The following is an 18,603-nucleotide window of genomic DNA, read 5'->3' as shown; positions in this document are numbered from 1 at the left end:
TGTGTGGTGTTAAGCCTCCGCACGTATGGTGTTAAGCCTCCGCACCACATGTGCGAAGCACCCGCACAATAAGAGAAAGATGTATATAAGTTCGTCTATTACTATCTATTTCACACAAATATACCAATGAAAAGATATGTACATGGTGTGTTTACCATAAGTTACTCAGATTTTATCAAGAATTAGCAACGTTGTTCAAAAGTAATTATTATATTTGTATCTGTTTTAATACCTAAAGTATAAGATGCTGGTCAGATAGCAAACAAATTCTTATCCATACAAAACTGATGTATTAAGAAATCTTGCTAACTCCCACCTTTCATTCAATAATAAAATTAAAGACTATCATACTCTTGATATATAAAACAAGCCCATGGACATACTGTCACACTTTAGAACAATAGAAGAGCTAACTAAAACACTCTCACGCGAACAAAGACTACTGAGTGAGATGTTTGAAAAGCGAAAGCTGATAAAGTTCCCCAAAGGTATAGCACTGGAGTTAGTTGGCGGAAATGAGAGTCGACTAAGTAGGCTCATTGACTATGGTGTATTGGTAGAAACAGGCAATTCGCTTGAAATAGAGAGCGACTACCTTAATTTCTTTGAGGAGGTGCTGAACGTGAATGAGGAAATAAGTGTGTTAAGTGTGCAGGAATGTATCAACACACTAAAGGAGCATATCACTTATTTCCTACAAGAGACAAACGTAAATCGGAAGGCTGGCTACCAAGATAGTGTACGCCAAATCTTGAAGAAGACAGGCTTTAGGACGTTGAAAAATGTAGTGGACTTGAAACGAAACATGGACAACACCTATAAGCAAGAACCAAACTATCTCAACAAGAAAACGAAACTCCAGAATCTTGATGAGAAAAGTCATAGCATACGTTCGATGATACGTGAATGTGAAAAGCTAATGGACAATGAGCAAGCTTTCTTCATTATGGCCAATGACCCACACATGGCTAAGACTTGTAGCAATGTAAGACACGATTTCGTTGAAGCCTATCATGCACTGATGGAGATAGATAGGCAGATTATTGTCTATATCAATCAAATAGACCAACAGAACCAGCTTTACAAGAAGATACGCAAATTAAAGTATCTGAAAGACCAAGTTCTCATCAAGACAGAAACTAATATTACACAAGTATTAGAAGAAAACAATCCGCTATGGATGGAGTCTCGGCAATATAGCAAGATTCGTCTTTCATTGGAGGCATTAAGAGAGAATGATGAGATAGCAAAGGTTTTAAGGAGAATAGCAGAACGCAATGGTATACAAAAGACGTCACGAACAGAGGCAGAGCCACTTACAAAGGAAGACTTACAAGAGCAAGTACAACTTCTGAAAGAGATTGATCCTACTGAAGTGTGGAATGCCTTTGCTGCCTCAAGCTACAATCTCTTTGAATTTATCCTCAGATACAACTACACGACAAAACGTGAAATAGAAGATCATGCAACCCTCTTTTGTCAACTTGTCATCCTACACCCCGATGAATGTAAAATGACTGGAGAATACGCAACTTACCAAAACATTGAATATCCAATCATCTATGCGAAATAACACTCAACGAATATATGAACGATTAATCCGCGGAGAATTCCTCTCTGTTGACAGTTCTGACAACTCTATCCGCCATCTATACGATGACTTAGAAGAGAACTTTGAGGATTATGCAGACTACTTTAAAGAAGTTGGTCTACAATTAGAACAAGGCAATGGTTACTTCTACTTCTCTCGTATAGGGGAAGGAAAACAAGCTATAGAACAAAAGTTAGAAAGTTTTTCTAAGTGGCTTGATTATCTTGACTTTCTTAAATGCTATAACCAAGCATTCTCTGCAGGCTACCAATTTCGTAAAGGACATCTAATAGAACAAATCAGTTTAGATATTGAATTGAAGGAAAAAGCTAACCACCTGTTTAAGAAGTATGGCGCAGGCTCAAATCAAGAGATAGTGAACAAGCTACTCCAAGAGATGCAAAACATGGGGTTTGCTGAATGTGTCAATATTCAAGATGAGACTTTTAAGATAACCTCTGCATTCCGTTATGCTGAGGAATTGGTTAACATGATTCAAATAGCTAACGAAGATGAAATACCTGAATAGAATCATATTTATCAATAGTGCTAATATTCCTTATGCTGAAATATCAGTAGATGGCAACGTGCATTTCACTGGGACACAGGGTGTAGGAAAGAGTACAGTACTAAGAGCACTACTGTTCTTCTACAATGCCGACAAGCATAAATTGGGTATTCAACAAGGCCAGAAGTCGTTTGACGAGTTCTATTTCCGCCAATCTAACTCGCATATCCTCTATGAGGTAATGCGTGATAATGGAGCATATACCATATTAGTCAACCGATACCAAGGACGTGCTTCTTGGCGATTTATTGATGCACCATACCAAAGGGAATGGCTCATTGACAATGATAAACAGGTGTTGAGTGACTGGGTGAAGATACGTGAACGTATTGATAAGAATGTGAGTGTGTCAGCAAGAATCGACTCTGGGGTAATGTTTAAGGACATTATCTTTGGTAACACACACGACCACAAGTTTACTCGCTATGCCTTAGTACAGAGTTCTCATTATCAAAATATACCCCGAAGTATTCAAAATGTATTCCTTAACACGAAGTTGGATGCTGACTTTGTGAAGAATACTATCATCCAGTCAATGGCTGACGAAGACCACCCTATTGATTTACAAACGTACAGAAGACTGGTAACAGACTTTGAAAGAGAATACGATGAAATAGACTGTTGGTTCCGACAGACACGTGACGGAATTTATCCCGTACGCCAGCAAGCACTGAAAATAGCTGAACAGGGCCGTAAGATAGTTGCGTTTGATCAGCAACTACTTGATGTATGGCACATGCTGAACTACGTTGTAGCGGACGATGAACAACAAATACCACTACTGGAAGTGAAACTTATCGACGTGAAAAACAGCATTGAAAAAGAGTGTAATCGCCAGAAGGAACTTAAAGCTGACTATGACAAAGAAAAAGACTCACTCAATCAAGACCTTGGAGGAAAGAATAGTAAACTGAAAGAGATAGCTGAGAAACGAAAGTATTTTGATGCTATTAACATAAAAGAAAAGGTTGCACTTAACGCCCGTGAGAAGTCATTAAAACATGAAGCGGATGAGAAAAAAATGCTATTGGATGATTTGCTCAAAACAAATGCATCAATAGCAGAGAAATATAATATCGCCAAAACAAAACTTGAAAATGCTCATCAAGCATTTACCAATAGGCTGAGAGAGGCTTTGTATACAAAGCAAACAGAGCTACAACAAGAACGAAATCGCTATGAAGAAGAGCGTTCTAAGAACAGAAATCAGGTTATGAACCTGTATCGTACCTTATCACTTGAATCTAAAGAACGCCTTCAAAGCCTTATAGCTGAACAGTATAGAACAGATAGTAGACTTAAAGAACTACGTCAATGGCACCCTAAAGAGGATGATATCAAACAGGTTAAGAAACAACTGGTACAATTAGATATCAATGAAAAAGCCAATGAGGCAAATCAAACAACTGTTAGAATTCAAATAGAAAAGCTGACTAACGAATTCGAAATGAAAGAGGCTGAGTTGAAACAAACCTCTTTGCAGGAACAAAAACGATTGGAGAACGATCGTACAATATGCCGTAATGAGATTGCAAGAATCAACGACTTGCTGTCACATCTGGATGACTCGCTGTATCATTGGCTGTGTGAGAACACTGAAGGGTGGGAAGATACGATTGGAAAAGTTGTAGATGAAGAACGGATACTCTATGCCCAAGGACTTGAACCAACATTAGATAATAACACAGACAATCTATTTGGAGTAAAGCTCAACTTGGAAAATATTGAGCCTACCCATCGTACCCCTGATGAGTATAGGACAAAGAAGAAAAATTTAGAGAGCCAACTTCAGCTATTGAATAGACAGTTATCACAACTGCCAGTGACCCTTCAAGAGGAAATATCTAAACTCGGTAAGAAGTATGGTAACCTACTTAAACCATTACGTCAAGAGGCTACTCAGTTAAGAGTGGAGGCTAATCAAATACCTACAAAAAGACAGAACCTGCAGAACCAACGGCATAAATTAGAGATGGAAGAGCAGGAAATAATCTCAAGCGAACAAGAGTTACGTATGCGTGCATTCAATGATGCCACTCTTAAAGTTGAAGCTGAGAAAGAAAGACAAGCTAAGAATGATGTTAAGAACGAAAAGGATTTGAAGGAACTTGATGCAGCGTTCAATAGGTCTGTAAGGGCACTTAATAATGAACTACATGCGTTTCAAGAGCAACAAAAGTCTGAATCCGAATTGCATAATCAGGAATTTGAAAATCAAAAAGCTCAACTTGACAAGCAACAAAAAGCCGAGCTTGAAGGCAAAGGAGTAGATATCAAACTATTGAACGAATATCGCAAAGCACTCGATGAGCTTAACAAGCTACTTCAACAGATAGAAACAGACCGCAATGATGTAATCAAATACGAAGATGCGGTGGATACTCTCTTCTCCAAAGAGGCTGATATTAGAAATAATATAAAGGAGATTACGCAGCGACTTATTATGTTGCAACAACGTTACGAAGACAAGAGAATACGCATAGAGAAGAAGATACAGGGATTTGAAGACCAACAGAGAGCGATCCAAAAAGACCTTGCTCATAGAAGAGATGGACTAAATCAATATCATCAAGTTATAGAGAATGAGCACTTAGTATCCAACGCTTATCTCGCTGATAATAAGGTAAAGTCTACACATTTAGACTGTCTACAGCTAATAAGTCAGCTGAGAGGCACTATTAATCAGAAACGAGAAGCCATTGAGATACTAAAAGGCACTGTTGTAAACTTCAATCGTAACTTTAAGCCGCAGAATGCTTTTCACTTCAACACAATGCCTATCACAGACGCAGATTATATGCAGATTGCGGTTGACTTACAAGAGTTTATCGACAATAATAAGATAGAAGAGTATCGAAGACGTACCAGTGAACATTACAAAGACATCTTAGGACGTATTTCAACTGAGGTCGGCGCATTGATGAAACGTAGATCAGATGTAGATGGAGTAATCCTTGACATCAATCGAGACTTTGTTGAGAAGAACTTTGCAGGAGTCATTAAAAGTATAGAATTAAGAGCAAATGAGTCGTCAGACAAGCTTATGCAGTTACTTATATCTATTCATAATTACTGCATAGAGAATGCGCTTTCTATAGGAGAACTTAACCTCTTCTCAAGTGATAATCGTGATGAAGTGAACCGAAAGGTTGTAGACTATCTAAAGAGCTTATCTCATCAGTTACAGAACGAGCCTAATCGAAACATCGTATCATTGGGTGATGCTTTCCGTTTACAGTTCCGTGTAAAGGAGAACGACAATGATACAAGCTGGGTAGAACGCATCAATAACGTTGGTTCAGACGGAACAGACATCTTAGTGAAGGCAATGGTTAACATCATGCTTATCAACGTATTCAAGAAGAAGGCAGCCCGTAAGAGCGGTGATTTTATCGTCCATTGTATGATGGATGAGATTGGTCGTCTACATCCAAACAATATTAAAGGCATCTTACAGTTTGCTAACTCACGTAATATCCAGCTAATAAATAGTTCACCAACATCCTATAATCCATACGATTATCGGTATACTTATCTACTAAGCAAGCATGGTGTAAAGACGAAAGTTGAGAAACTTTTAAAGAGAATATAACATCGAAAGACTATGGCAGTAAGTGCATCTATACAAGCATTAATAGCTGGTGAGACCGTTGCAGGCTCAAGGATAAGCAATAGACTACTGACAGAACTTATTCAAGAAGGTCTATTGCAAATCATTATACATGGGTCGAGAAAATCGTATCGTGCCAACAATATCGAAGCATTAAAAAGGTTTCTTATTGATAAAGATGAGAACTATCGGATATTAGATGTCGGAAATTCCGAGTCAAGAAGTTCAATGGCAAGCGAGACAGGAAACTCTAAACTTGTGACTATACGTTCGTGTCCTGGATTCCCAGTGAATACGTATGAGTCGATTGAATGTCGATTGAATAATGAACCATTTACCATCAATCCACAAGAAGGGTGTTTCTTTTTTGTATCTGATTGGAGAACATTTACAATTCCAGACAACGTGACTATCATTGGAATTGAGAATATGGAGAATTTCAGAAAAATACGTCAACAAAGGGGTTTCTTTAATGAGTATCTACATAAACATGAACTTTCACAAAAGGTATTATTCGTCTCACGCTATCCACAATCAACTGATCTTAGAGAATGGTTAACATCTATCCCCAATCCATATATCCACTTTGGTGACTTTGATTTGGCTGGTATCCATATATTCCTGTCTGAGTTTCAGAAGCATTTAGGCACAGAACGCACATCTTTCTTAATCCCAGAAGATATTCCCTCACGCTTAAGACATGGTTCAACAAAGCGTTATAACGAACAATATGCTCGTTATAAGGATATTAAATCAGATAGAATAGAGATCCAACAATTGATAGACCTCATTCATTATGAGCGCAAGGGCTATGACCAAGAAGGTTATATCTCTCAACAATAAGGACTTACGACACAAAGAGAGAAACCTATCCAAAGATCTTATTTACCTATACAGAAGTGCTTAAAGATATTTCCAAGCACCTCATGTGGGGTAATCTGTCCGCCTGTGATATCAGCGAGTTGATGAAGACAAATACGTAAGTCTTCACTAATGAGATCGCCACTAAGTCCGAAATCAAGTCCTTCTATCACTCGAAGGATAGACTCATCAGCATGCATTAATGCTTCATAGTGGCGAGCAGAAGTAATGATAACACTATTTTCGTTTATCTCAGGGATGTCTGCTGCTACATAAATCGCTTCCTCTAATTCCTTGATATTCTGCTTTAACTTTGCAGAGATATAGATAATATGTAATTCTTCATTTACCAATCTTGGCTCTGCTTCTTTACTATCTATTTTATTAAAGATTGTAATCAAATGCTTTCCCTTTGCCAAACGTTGCATCTCAGTACATTCTTCTGCTGTTGGTTGTTCATCAATAACCCACAGGACAATAGCCGCCTCATCCATCTTCTGATAGGCACGTTCAATCCCTAACTTCTCAATTTGGTCCTCTGTATGACGAATACCAGCTGTATCAATGAAACGGAAAGTAACGCCTTTGATTTCTGTTGTATCTTCGATGACATCACGAGTTGTACCATGAATATTTGAAACGATGGCTTTCTCTTCATGGAGTAGACAATTCAATAGTGTTGACTTACCCACATTCGTCTTACCCACGATGGCTACTGGTACACCTTTCTTCAACGCCTTACCTGTCTCAAAAGAATCAGTAAGAGTCTTTACTCTTTGGTGAATCTTTTCTGCTAAAGCCTTTAGCTCTGTTCTATCAGCAAACTCAAGTTCCTCATGATCAGAGAAGTCAAGTTCCAACTCTAACAAGGAAGTCATCTTCAAAAGCTGTTCACGCAAAAGTGAAAGTTCAGAACTAAAATGACCTTTAAGCTGACTAAGTGCCACTTGATGCGTTGCGCGGTTAGAAGCAGCTATGAGGTCGGCAACGGCTTCCGCCTGACTAAGATCCATCTTACCATTCAAATAAGCCCGCTGCGTATATTCTCCGGGCTGAGCTTGACGGCAACCTGCATCAATAAGTGCCTTAACTACTTGATTAAGAATATAAGCAGAACCATGACAAGATATCTCAGTGCTATTCTCGCCCGTATAACTATGAGGGGCACGGAAGACACTGACAAGAACATCATCAATGACCTTGCCCTCCTTATCAAGGATTTCACCATAATGCAAAGTGTTCCCTTTCGCATCTGACAAATACTTTCCACGGATACCATGAAAGACTTTATCTGTTATTTCTATAGCTTTTTCACCACTCACACGGATAACACCTATGGCTCCACCGGGCTGAGTAGCAAGAGAGCATATTGGTTCGCCACTCCCCGAAAGGATTGATTGGGGAGTGGATAACATTGATTGTGACACCTTGTCAGTTCGTTTACTCATAAAGTATGCTTTCTTATATTCTCTCCAACACCTTCTCTATCAAGCCATCAATAGTATTCTTGTAGCTTGCATTTGCTTCCTTAGCAAGGCGGTTGGCAATAACCATACAGACAGTTACAGCCTTATGCCCCATAAGTGTTGAAAGACCAGCAAGAGCAGAAGACTCCATCTCGAAGTTGGTAACCTGCATATCTTTATAAGAGAAGTTCTCTATCTTTTCATTCAACTTAGGGTCCTGCAATGGTAAACGAAGCTCACGTCCCTGTGGTCCAAAGAAGCCTCCACAAGCGATTGTTACGCCACGTACCATATCATCAGCTGCGATGGTATCAAGCAACTCCTTGTCAGCACAAGCCACATAAGGATTACCCAACTGCGCATCCCATTCAACCTGTTTCTTAAACTCTGCTTCAAACTCAAGGTCAGAAGCCTGATTACGACCTGCATAGAAATTTAGCAAGCCATCAAAACCAATACTTTTGGCTGATGCAATATAAGTACCAACAGGTGTGTAAGGCTGCAATCCTCCACAAGTACCGATACGTACAAGTGTCAACTGGCGCAGATTCTCATTCTCTGTACGTGTTTTGAAATCAATATTTGCCAATGCATCCAGCTCATTTACAACAATATCGATGTTGTCACATCCAATACCCGTACTTAAAGCTGTGATTCGTTTTCCGCGGAAAGTACCTGTGATAGCACGGAACTCACGATTAGAAACCTCACACTCTACATTCTCAAAGTGCGAAGCAACAAGTGCTACACGACCTGGGTCACCAACAAGAATAACTTTATCTGCAAGGTTCTCTGGTTTCAAATGCAAGTGAAAGATGCTTCCATCTTCATTAATAATTAGTTCTGAAGGGGCAAAATATTTCTTCTCCATAGTTGAAAGATAATTTGGTAATATTGTGAATAATTATGTTCGAGACACAAAGATAAGCATAAATGCAGAGAATACCAAACGATGTAAAGAAAATAACGCATACACAATGGTTTACAAAAGCTTTCATATACATAGTTTCCACACAAAAGACACATTAATTATTGTATTTTAGCATTAAAGAGAATGTTAGAATCCTTACTACAAGAGGCCTGTTTATTTGTACTTATACGATATCTCATTAACGATAGAATGAAGTCATCCTAACGACATACTATAATGTGTTTAGCCTTCCGCACATATCGTGCGGAGCCATAGCACCACTCGTGTTAAGCACTAACACAAGTCGTGTTAAGCCTCAGCACCATTCATGCTTCGTATCAATACATATATAGAAAAAGGTTAGCCGCATCATTACAGCAGCATAGTAGGCTTCTAAAAGATTCCGTTTGAGAAATGTTTTATTGACCGACACTGATAAAAATATTCTAAGGAAATTAGGATATGAGCTATTTTTTTTGTTATCTTTGCAAAAACAACAAACTAATGCACTATGAACAGAACCAACAAAGTATTGCTCATATACACAGGCGGCACCATTGGTATGGGACATAATCAACGGACAGGCGCATTGGAGCCATTAGACTTCAATCATCTTGTTGAAAACGTTCCCGAGTTCAAACTAATTCCTACAGAAGTTGATACCTATCAATTCGACCCTCCTATCGACTCTTCGGATATGTCACCTGTACGATGGAAGCAGTTGGTAAAAGTCATTTCAGACCGCTATGACGAGTATGATGGTTTTGTTGTTTTACATGGTACAGACACGATGTCTTATACAGCTTCTGTCTTGTCGTTCATGTTTGAGAACCTCACAAAGCCTATTATCCTTACTGGTTCACAGCTTCCTATCGGACAGTTACGTACGGATGGTAAGGAGAACCTTATGACAAGCCTTGAATTGGCATCTGCCCATCACTTAGATGGCACACCAACAGTACCAGAGGTTTGTATCTATTTTAGCGGACATCTCCTACGAGGCAATCGCTCAACAAAGCAGAATGCAGACGAGTTCAATGCGTTTGACACCTTTAATTACCCTCATCTCTGTGAGGCTGGAGTCAACTTCAACTTTAATGAGCATAACATCTTAAAGCCAGACTTTACAAAGCCAATGGTACCACACTTTGAGTTGGATAACAATGTGATTATCTTCTCTCTCTTCCCCGGTATCGAAGAGCATTTGATTCATCACATGTTTGATGCACCAGAGTTGCGAAGTATTGTCATGCGTTCATACGGAAGTGGTAATGCACCACAGCAACCTTGGCTCATGGATATACTCCGTAAGGTTTCAGAGCGTGATGTCATTGTTGTTAATATTAGTCAATGTATCAGCGGACAAGTAGAGATGAACCGTTATGATACGGGTTATCAACTCAAGGATGCTGGCGTAATCAGCGGTTATGACAGTACGGTTGAAGCTGCTGTAACAAAACTAATGTACCTGCAAGCAAAGTATAAGGACACTGAAACCATCCGCAAATACATGAACCAATCAATTGCTGGGGAAATCACTATCTATAATTGATAGACTACTACGAACAACTTGATAGAAAACAAAACAGCCCAATATTCCCCACCCTTCCTACAAATCAATAGTTATTGAAAGGAAGAATAAAAGGAAATATTGGGCTGTAATATGATTATTAGAACTTATTGCAACGCTCAAAGAAACCGATTTCCTCGAGTTCTTTCTTCATGCGAGCCTCTTCTTCATCTGTCATATTCTGGAAAGGAACACGGTTAGGGCCAAGGTCAAAGCCTATCAACTTCATGATACGCTTACCACCAACGATGTTACCACGGAAGTGGCAAATGACATTGATAACCTCTTGTGAGAAGTTTTGCTTCTCACGTGCGGTCTCAATGTCGCCCTTGTTCCATGCCTCGATAATACCTGTCAGTTCACGACCATTATAGTTGGTTGTACCACCGATACCACCCTTTGCACCACCTTGAGCCAAACTTGGAAGGATTGTCTCATCCTGTCCGTGCAGCATATCGAACTTACCATCTTTGTAAAGACGGCACTGGTTGTACTCATAAAGACTCTCGAAGGTGTACTTGATACCTGCGAAGTTAGGGATACGACCATCAACAGTTTTCAAGAGTTCGAGCATTGATAAGAATGCACCATTGAAAGCAGGAATGTGGTAATAGTAGAATGGAAGCGATGGAGCTGCTGCTGCAATCGTCTCACAATACTTCACTAACTCCTCAATACGACCAATCTTTGGGAAAGGAGGAGCCATAGCACCTATACCCCAAGCACCAAGCTTCTCTGCATGTTCAGCCAAACGTACACTCTCACGCAAGCAACAACTGCCCACATGTACGATAACCTTGAAACCCTCTGGTGCTACCTGCATCCAGCGTTCAGCCAACTGCATACGCTCTTCTGTTGTGAGCATATAGCCCTCACCAGATGAACCATTGATAAACACTCCCTTCAAACCGTTCTTCTGCAACATAGCAGCGTAAGCCTCAATAGGCTCAAGATTGACATCGCCATTAGCATAAAATGGCGTGAACGGTGCGTCAATTAATCCGATAATCTTTTCCATAAATGATGTTGCCCTCCACCTTCAATTCTCATAAATGCGAATTACATGGGTAGAAAAGGCGATTATATGTGATAATAATAAGCAATTATAAAACTCTTTTATTCCATATTGTCGGTTGTTGGCTTTAAACAAGAGAGTTGCAAAACCAAAGCTAAAACAACGATACCTCCCAAGATAGCAAAGCCAAGACCAAGGTTTCCACCATCAGTCCACTTACCTAACACCTGGGTAACGACAGCACCAGCAAACACACCTGTCATATTCATGATACCGTATGCTGTGCTACGATACTTTGATGATATGAACTGACAGAGGATTGGCATGTTGTTAGCATCAAACATACCATAGCCAATACCAAAACATAAACCCGCTCCGACAACAGACACGAGACTATGACCAAAACCCAAGAACATAAGAGCAGGAACGGTAAGGGCAAGACCAATAGCACTGGTATATACACGTCCACGCAGGTTACGTTGTACCCAACGGTCAGAAACGACACCTCCCATGATAACACCGATAAACGATGATACAGCGATAGTTATCGTTGACATTGGTCCTGCACTTGACATTGGAATATTCAAGCTATTAGCAAACAGAGTTGGTAACCAGTTCTTTGTTGCCCAACCGGGAAGACTTGGTACGGCAAAGTAGAAGAGTATTACCCAGAAAGCCCATGTAGAGAAGACAATTGACAATCCACGGAAAGGATTTTTGCTTGTACTTGTCTCTCCCTGTGAAACCGTTTTCTGTCCGTGTTTTGGATTTTCTTTCAAAAACAAGAGTAATACAATTGAATAAATAATACCAACGATACCAAACCAATGAAAAGCAGCATGCCATGAAAACATTGCTGCAAGTGTTGCGCCAAAGCCACCAACAGCCTGACCAACATAAAGACCTGTCATGTGGATACCAATCGCCAATGAGCGCGACTTTCCTTCATGCCAATCGGCAATAAGAGACAAAGCTGCTGGGATATAAAGAGCTTCGCTGACACCCATAAAGGCACGAAGCCAATAAAGCTGTTCGAAACTCTCAGCATAACCCATAAGATAGGTCACCGCAGACCATACGAAGATACTACCTACAACAAGCCACTTACGGTTAACACGGTCAGCAATAATGCCTGCAAATGGACTTACAAGACCATAAATCCACAAGAACACAGCCATCAATGCACCAAAAGCTTCTGCTTGATTTAATTCTGAGATATCAACTTTCATCGCTTCCTGCATCGTCGACAACATCTGTCGATCCATATAATTCAGCAAAGCAACAAACCAAAGGAGGGCAACAAGTACCCAAGGATAATATTTTTTCATAAAAGATTATAGCCCACTCCGACATCTTTATCTTCTATAATAAAAAGCAATAGAATACTTTGTGGAGAGTAATGGGCAGTTAATAAATTATATAAACGATAAACAAAGAATCTTGATTGTCATTAACGTTTCGGGTACTTCACAATCTTATTGCTACGTACACGTGGCTTCAACTCACCACCAATCACATACAAGCCATGCTCTGTCTGTGCCAAAGCTGCACCTGCACGTGCTGTTTCTGGGCTCTTATAGAGTACTTCCCAACCATCTTTATTATAGTACAAAGTGTATGGATTAAAGCGATACCACTCTATAGGATGACTCAGGTAATCAGGTTGAGGATGATTGACAGCAGAGAGGAATACATCTTTATTTACTCCTCCCATTACCCAAAGTTGGTCTTTGCATAGGTTAATACCCGTACCACCTCCTACAAACAGCGGCTCACCCTTATCGTCTTTCGGACCTTCAAGTATCTGCCATTCATCAGTAGTCTCATCATATACGCAACCATCCATCGCCAACTTTGCTTCCTCACCATTTGCAGCAGGAGCAAATCCACCGAAAAGACAGAATTGATTATCACCCATACTACCAGCTACAGGCTGTACACGTACCATACCCGGGAAAGGTTTTACATCCTGCCAACCTACTGAGAGATCATTTAAATCAAGGCGTAAAACACGGTTAGAAGCCTTACCATCCATTGTTCCACCAGCTACGTAAAGATGTCTACCAACCAAGGCACCAGCCATATTATCAGCAGAGCAAGGCATAGAAGGAAGAATAGAAACTTGTGCTTTACCATCAACAAGGGTTATACGATAAACTTTTCCGTAGCTTCCGTCGTTATTCATTCCGCCTACAACAATCATACTGTTATCGCAAGTAACAGTAACACCATAAGCCAATGGTTCAGGCAAATGACCAACCAACTTCCAATCCAGCTGATTACCCTCATCGGTTGTAGTAGCATAAATCCCACTATAATACACCTTCTTACTATCTGGAGCCAATGTATTTACAGGGAAATTACAACCACCAGCCATCACAATTTGGTTATCAATACAACCTGCGTAACAAGCAGAAACGCCATGTTCGATTCCTACTTCATCGGTAGGAAAGCCACGCATCGCCATCAGGCTATCGGCATCAGAAGCATTCGCACCCAATCCCGTCAATAAAGTTATCGTTGTCATTATTAGATTTTTAATTCTCATCGTTTTAGGTTAAAATATCGCTTGGGTTACACCCTTCTTACAATAATACAACTACATGGTAGTATTTACGTACGACATATAAGAAATATCTGTGCCGTAATCTATCATCAAACAAACCATAAGTTGGCTGCATATCCTTTACTTGTAGGAAGTTTATCCCACATAGTTAGGGTAACATGAAACAATCAGTTACAAATTCTTTTCACGAAGAAAAAGAATTATTTTCATGAAGAAAAATATTTATTATCGTGAAAAAAAATATTTATTTTCATGAAAATAATTCGCTGTTATCTCAAAGTTGGTACAATAGCAAGGTAAACTACGTCATGGTCTGTGCAGTTTTCAAACCAATGGAAGTGACCTTCTGGACAATAATGTAACTGCCCTACTCTTGCTACTTCTGTCGTGTCATCATAATGAACAGTCAGTTCACCACTGATAACATACATCACCTCAAAAGAACCAACATGCTGGTGCTTTCCACTACTTGCACCCGGGCGTAAGGTTGAATACATAATACGTGCCTGCTCGTCTACGAAAGCACGCATATCCAATTTGCCTTCACCGCCTTTGAAACCTTCTATATGTTCTTCGGCAATCTTATCAAAATCAATAATCATATATATATGGTTTTTATTTTACGCAAAGATGATAATGCCAGCAAGTGCCATCTGTCTTATGCAAAGATAGTGCAAGCGAGTGCAATAAAAGTTTACTTTTAAATTGCCGAGTGCAGCCTATCTTATGCAAAGATAGTGCAAGCGAGTGCAATAAAAGTTTACTTTTAAATTGTCGAACGCAGCCTATCTTATGCAAAGATAAGAAAAAAAGCAGAGACCCCAATAGGAGTCCCTGCTTTTTATATAGTTTTATCTTACAAATTAGAATGTGTAACGTAAACCAAGCTGACCACGCCAACGGCTGTAGTAGTCACTATAATTACGTGTTGCATAACCACCTGTGAACTGGTAACGACCATTTCTCTGATAGCTTACTGGGCTATAGTAGACACCAAAGCCATCGCCATAAGTATGACCCCAGTTCTTGTTCAACAAGTTACCAACATTGATAATATCAAAACTCAACTCAAGGGAGTTAACTTGACCACCCACCTTGAAACTATACTTCTGTGCGAAGTGAACATCAAAATGATGTTCAAAAGCAAGATTATCAGCAAAACGCTTGTAGTATTCGCCACGGTGTTTCTTCATGTAAGAGTCATTGCCAATCCAATGCTTCATCATCGCACGCTGCATATCAGCTGTTAACTTAGGAGCAGTGAAACCATCACCGAAGACTGCATTTGTAAGTGCGTTAGCAGAGAAGTTAGTCTCTTCAAACTGCATCTTATCAATCTGAGCATCTGTAGGAATAAAGAACAGGTCGTTTCCATTTGAACCATCCTCGTTGACATCACCGTAGTAATAGAGACTATATGGAGAACCGCTCTTCGCCTGGTAGATAAGACCTACCGTTGTCTGCCACTGCTTCTGAGAACCATAGTTTACATGGTAATAAGCAGAGGCCTGAATGCGGTGAGGAATATTATAAGCAGAATTGCCCAGCTCCGGGTCGTTAGGATTACGATAAGTGTAATTGAATCTCCAGTTACTCTCTGCAACAGAAGAACCACCGTTGTTTACACTCATTGACTTTGTCCAGGTGTAGCTTGCCATCAAGTCAAGGCCGAAGTTGAAATGCTTTTCAGCCTTCAGGCTCATGTTGACCGTATAGCCCTTTGATGTGTTGCTCAACTTATAGATATTGTTGAAAGGAGTTCCTTTCGTCACCTGGGAATAAAGTGGGCGGTTGTCTTCTATCGGTGCACCGACACTTCCATAAACTTCTCCAAAGGTCTTGCCTGTCTGGTCATAGGCAAGGTTCTGGTAAAGAATATCATTGAGTGTCTTTGAGTAGATGGCCTCGGCAGTCCAGTTGATGCCCAGCACGTTAAAGTCGAAGCCGAGGTTGAAACGGAGGTTCTGTGCAAACTTGAAATTGCGGTCGTAGACATTGATGATCTGGCTTCCCTTTGCCTTGAGCTTTGATGCGTTGTTCTGCTGTGCTTCAGGGTCAAGCAACAGCTCCAGTCCGTTTGTGTTATAGGCGTCAAATGTTGAAAGCTGTATTCCTGTGTGAGTATAGTTGTTACTGATCCAAACGAACGGGATGCGTCCTGTGAACACACCGGCACCACCACGGAGAATAAACCTGCGGTCTTTGTTGATGTCCCAGCGGAAACCTACACGAGGGCTCCAGAGAGGCGTACTCGACAGTCGCTGGTTTGTCCTGACATTCCATCCTTTCGTCTCTGCATACTGGTTGAACGGCTCATTGGCAGCAGGCGTATCAATAATAATCGGGATGTCCATGCGGAGACCATAGGTCAGCTGGAAGTTGGCAGTTGCATCCCACTTGTCCTGTGCATAGAAACTCAGCTGCGCTGCACCGAATGATGCTTCCCAACGCGGGTCGCCTGTAACGTCTACATTTGCGTGAGAGTAACGGTACTGGTTGATATAAGACTTCTTGGGATCTATTTTACCGGCAACATAATCGTTGTAGTAGTTTACAAAAGAATCATAGTTCTTGAATGTATAACTACCAAAGAGGTCTTGAAGGAAAAGGTTTGTGAACTTATACAACTCATTATGAGTACCAAAAGTAAAGGTATGATTACCCTTATACCATGTCAAGTTATCTTCAAGAGTGTAGATATCTTGATCCAAACGGTTAGCCATAGAAGAACGCTCAACACCTAAGTTTACTGAACCGCCGCCTACATTATTGACTGTCACATTCGGGTACTCACCTGTGATAGCACGATTATCTCTTACACGTACGTAGCTCGCACGAGCCTCGTTGGCAACAGACGGAGAGAGACGGCTCTGTAACTCGGCAATGAAAGAATTGGTTTTGCTCTTGAACGGATAAGCATAGCTGATGCCGTTGACAGAGGTTCTTGAACCGGCATAGTTCAGTTGTTCTGCATCAACAAGACTCCAACGTACAGTTGCCTTATTGGTTTCATTGATATTCCAGTCAAGTTTCAAACCAACCTTATCACTCTTAGTATAAATATCATCAGTAGAAAGAGCTGTAGGGAAGTTCACACCCTGACGCTTAGCGAGATCAGCAATCTTCTCCAAGATGTCATTTGCCTTTGCGGCATCAACGGCAGAATGCTCTGAGCCTAAGGTGTAAAGATTAGGATAAGTTTTGTTGGTCTTCTCATAGTTTGCAAAGAAGAACAACTTATCCTTGATAATAGGACCACCCAAGGTTACACCGATATTATACTCCTTCTGCTTGTTGAACTTGGGAGCGTAACCGCCGTCAGCAAGAGGATACTTAGAGCCTATCAGTCCCTGGTTATTACCAAAGCCATAGACACTGCCGTGGAACACGTTAGTTCCGCTCTTGGTAATTGCATTGATGGCACCACCCGTAAAACCACCCTGACGGACATCAAAAGGAGCAACATTCACCTGAATCTGCTCAATTGTCTCCATAGAAACAGGCTGTGTTCCGGCACTACCTCCATTTGTTCCACCGCCAGCAAGACCAAACACGTCATTGTTTGCCGCACCGTCAATCATAAAAGAGTTGTAGCGGTTGCTTGTACCAGCAAAAGACATTGCGCCACTATTCGTTGTTGTCAACTGTGGATTGAGACGAGCAACATCCGCAATACCATGGGTAATACTTGGCATATCAGCAATCTGCTTCGAGCTGATACTCTGTGCAGCACCCGTCTTGGTTGCGTTAACACCCGCACTACCCTTCACAACAACCTCCTGAAGCTCCTTGGTATCATCTTGAAGTGAACAAGAGAGATCTTCCGTCTCACCAAGACGGAGTGTAACATTGTCAAAAGTCTTCGTCTTCTGACCAATGTAAGCCACAGTCACCTTGTATGGACCACCGACGCGCATACCCTGAATAGTATAACGACCATCGATGTTCGTCACAGCGCGATAAACTGTTCCAGAAGGTTGATGAGTTGCTGTAATGGTAGCACCAATAACATCTTCACCCTGAGACACAATCTTACCACTGATTCCTGAAGTTGTAACCTGTGCCATGACAGTAGTTGTCATTGCAATCAACAACGTAATCAAGAAAAGTAATCTTTTCTGCATAGTTTAGTTAAAAAATTTAATATAAATAATAACGTTATTTAAATGTATGCTGCAAAATTAAGCATTTTTTTTGATACATACACGAGAGAGCAACAAAAAAACTTAATTTTATTGCATCCAATAAACTTTTTCTCATATAAGTTGCTTATCAGTGTTCTATTACATGTTATTTGTCTTATTGCATATCTACTAACCTCTTTCAAGAACGTTTCTATCCATCATTCACTATTGTATTAGTGCGTCACACATCTTGTGCGAAGGCTTAACACACGTTGTGCGGAGACTTAGCACGCATTGTGCGAATGCTTAACACCAATGGAAC

Annotated in this window: 12 protein-coding genes; 5 read left to right on the top strand and 7 right to left on the bottom strand. The window is 40.5% G+C overall.

The window, feature by feature from the left end; genetic code table 11:
• The first annotated feature begins 373 nt into the window (after positions 1 to 373).
• Genes J5A56_RS04600 through J5A56_RS04585 form a run of 4 tightly spaced genes read left to right on the top strand, consistent with a single transcriptional unit; the run spans position 374 to position 6,612 of the window.
• Positions 374 to 1,573, top strand: coding sequence for a hypothetical protein (locus J5A56_RS04600; protein ID WP_021673179.1), 1,200 nt, complete (start codon positions 374 to 376; stop codon positions 1,571 to 1,573).
• Entirely contained in the window at positions 1,563 to 2,120 is a 558-nt protein-coding gene (locus J5A56_RS04595) for a condensin complex protein MksE (protein ID WP_013265782.1), read from the top strand. The genes J5A56_RS04600 and J5A56_RS04595 overlap by 11 nt, the downstream gene beginning before the upstream one ends.
• The gene (locus J5A56_RS04590) at positions 2,104 to 5,751 is read left to right on the top strand and encodes an ATP-binding protein (RefSeq protein WP_021673180.1); all 3,648 of its coding nucleotides are present in this window, start codon (positions 2,104 to 2,106) and stop codon (positions 5,749 to 5,751) included. The genes J5A56_RS04595 and J5A56_RS04590 overlap by 17 nt, the downstream gene beginning before the upstream one ends.
• A gap of 12 nt (positions 5,752 to 5,763) precedes the next feature.
• Complete coding sequence (locus J5A56_RS04585; protein WP_021673181.1) at positions 5,764 to 6,612, top strand: DUF7281 domain-containing protein; 849 nt, start codon at positions 5,764 to 5,766, stop codon at positions 6,610 to 6,612.
• 38 nt (positions 6,613 to 6,650) lie between these two features.
• Here the strand turns inward: J5A56_RS04585 and mnmE are convergent, their stop codons facing one another.
• Positions 6,651 to 8,045, bottom strand: a complete 1,395-nt coding sequence (gene mnmE / locus J5A56_RS04580; RefSeq protein ID WP_036920500.1) for a tRNA uridine-5-carboxymethylaminomethyl(34) synthesis GTPase MnmE — start codon at positions 8,043 to 8,045, stop codon at positions 6,651 to 6,653.
• 46 nt (positions 8,046 to 8,091) lie between these two features.
• Entirely contained in the window at positions 8,092 to 8,967 is an 876-nt protein-coding gene (locus J5A56_RS04575) for a nucleoside phosphorylase (protein ID WP_021673183.1), read from the bottom strand.
• A gap of 550 nt (positions 8,968 to 9,517) precedes the next feature.
• Between J5A56_RS04575 and J5A56_RS04570 the strand changes: the two genes are divergently transcribed.
• A complete protein-coding gene (locus J5A56_RS04570) occupies positions 9,518 to 10,558 on the top strand; it encodes an asparaginase (RefSeq protein ID WP_021673184.1) in 1,041 nt (346 codons plus the stop codon).
• Between the two features lie 118 nt (positions 10,559 to 10,676).
• Here J5A56_RS04570 and J5A56_RS04565 read toward each other — a convergent pair whose 3' ends face one another.
• The 5 genes from J5A56_RS04565 to J5A56_RS04545 form a co-directional block, all read right to left on the bottom strand.
• A complete protein-coding gene (locus J5A56_RS04565; RefSeq protein WP_021673185.1) occupies positions 10,677 to 11,594 on the bottom strand; it encodes a dihydrodipicolinate synthase family protein in 918 nt (305 codons plus the stop codon).
• 98 nt (positions 11,595 to 11,692) lie between these two features.
• Entirely contained in the window at positions 11,693 to 12,919 is a 1,227-nt protein-coding gene (locus J5A56_RS04560; protein WP_021673186.1) for an MFS transporter, read from the bottom strand.
• 122 nt (positions 12,920 to 13,041) lie between these two features.
• On the bottom strand, positions 13,042 to 14,118 hold the full coding sequence (locus J5A56_RS04555) for a cyclically-permuted mutarotase family protein (RefSeq protein ID WP_036920469.1): 1,077 nt from the start codon (positions 14,116 to 14,118) through the stop codon (positions 13,042 to 13,044).
• Positions 14,119 to 14,426: 308 nt separating this feature from the next.
• A complete protein-coding gene (locus tag J5A56_RS04550; RefSeq protein WP_021673188.1) occupies positions 14,427 to 14,759 on the bottom strand; it encodes a cupin domain-containing protein in 333 nt (110 codons plus the stop codon).
• Positions 14,760 to 15,020: 261 nt separating this feature from the next.
• Positions 15,021 to 18,281 (bottom strand): TonB-dependent receptor, encoded by a 3,261-nt coding sequence (locus J5A56_RS04545; RefSeq protein ID WP_021673189.1) that lies wholly within the window; start codon positions 18,279 to 18,281, stop codon positions 15,021 to 15,023.
• Positions 18,282 to 18,603 lie beyond the last annotated feature (322 nt).

The organism is Prevotella melaninogenica, from assembly GCF_018128065.1.
Taxonomy (GTDB): Bacteria; Bacteroidota; Bacteroidia; order Bacteroidales; family Bacteroidaceae; genus Prevotella.
The sequence above is the reverse complement of the archived record's forward strand: the minus strand, read 5'-3'. Positions and strand labels throughout refer to the sequence as shown.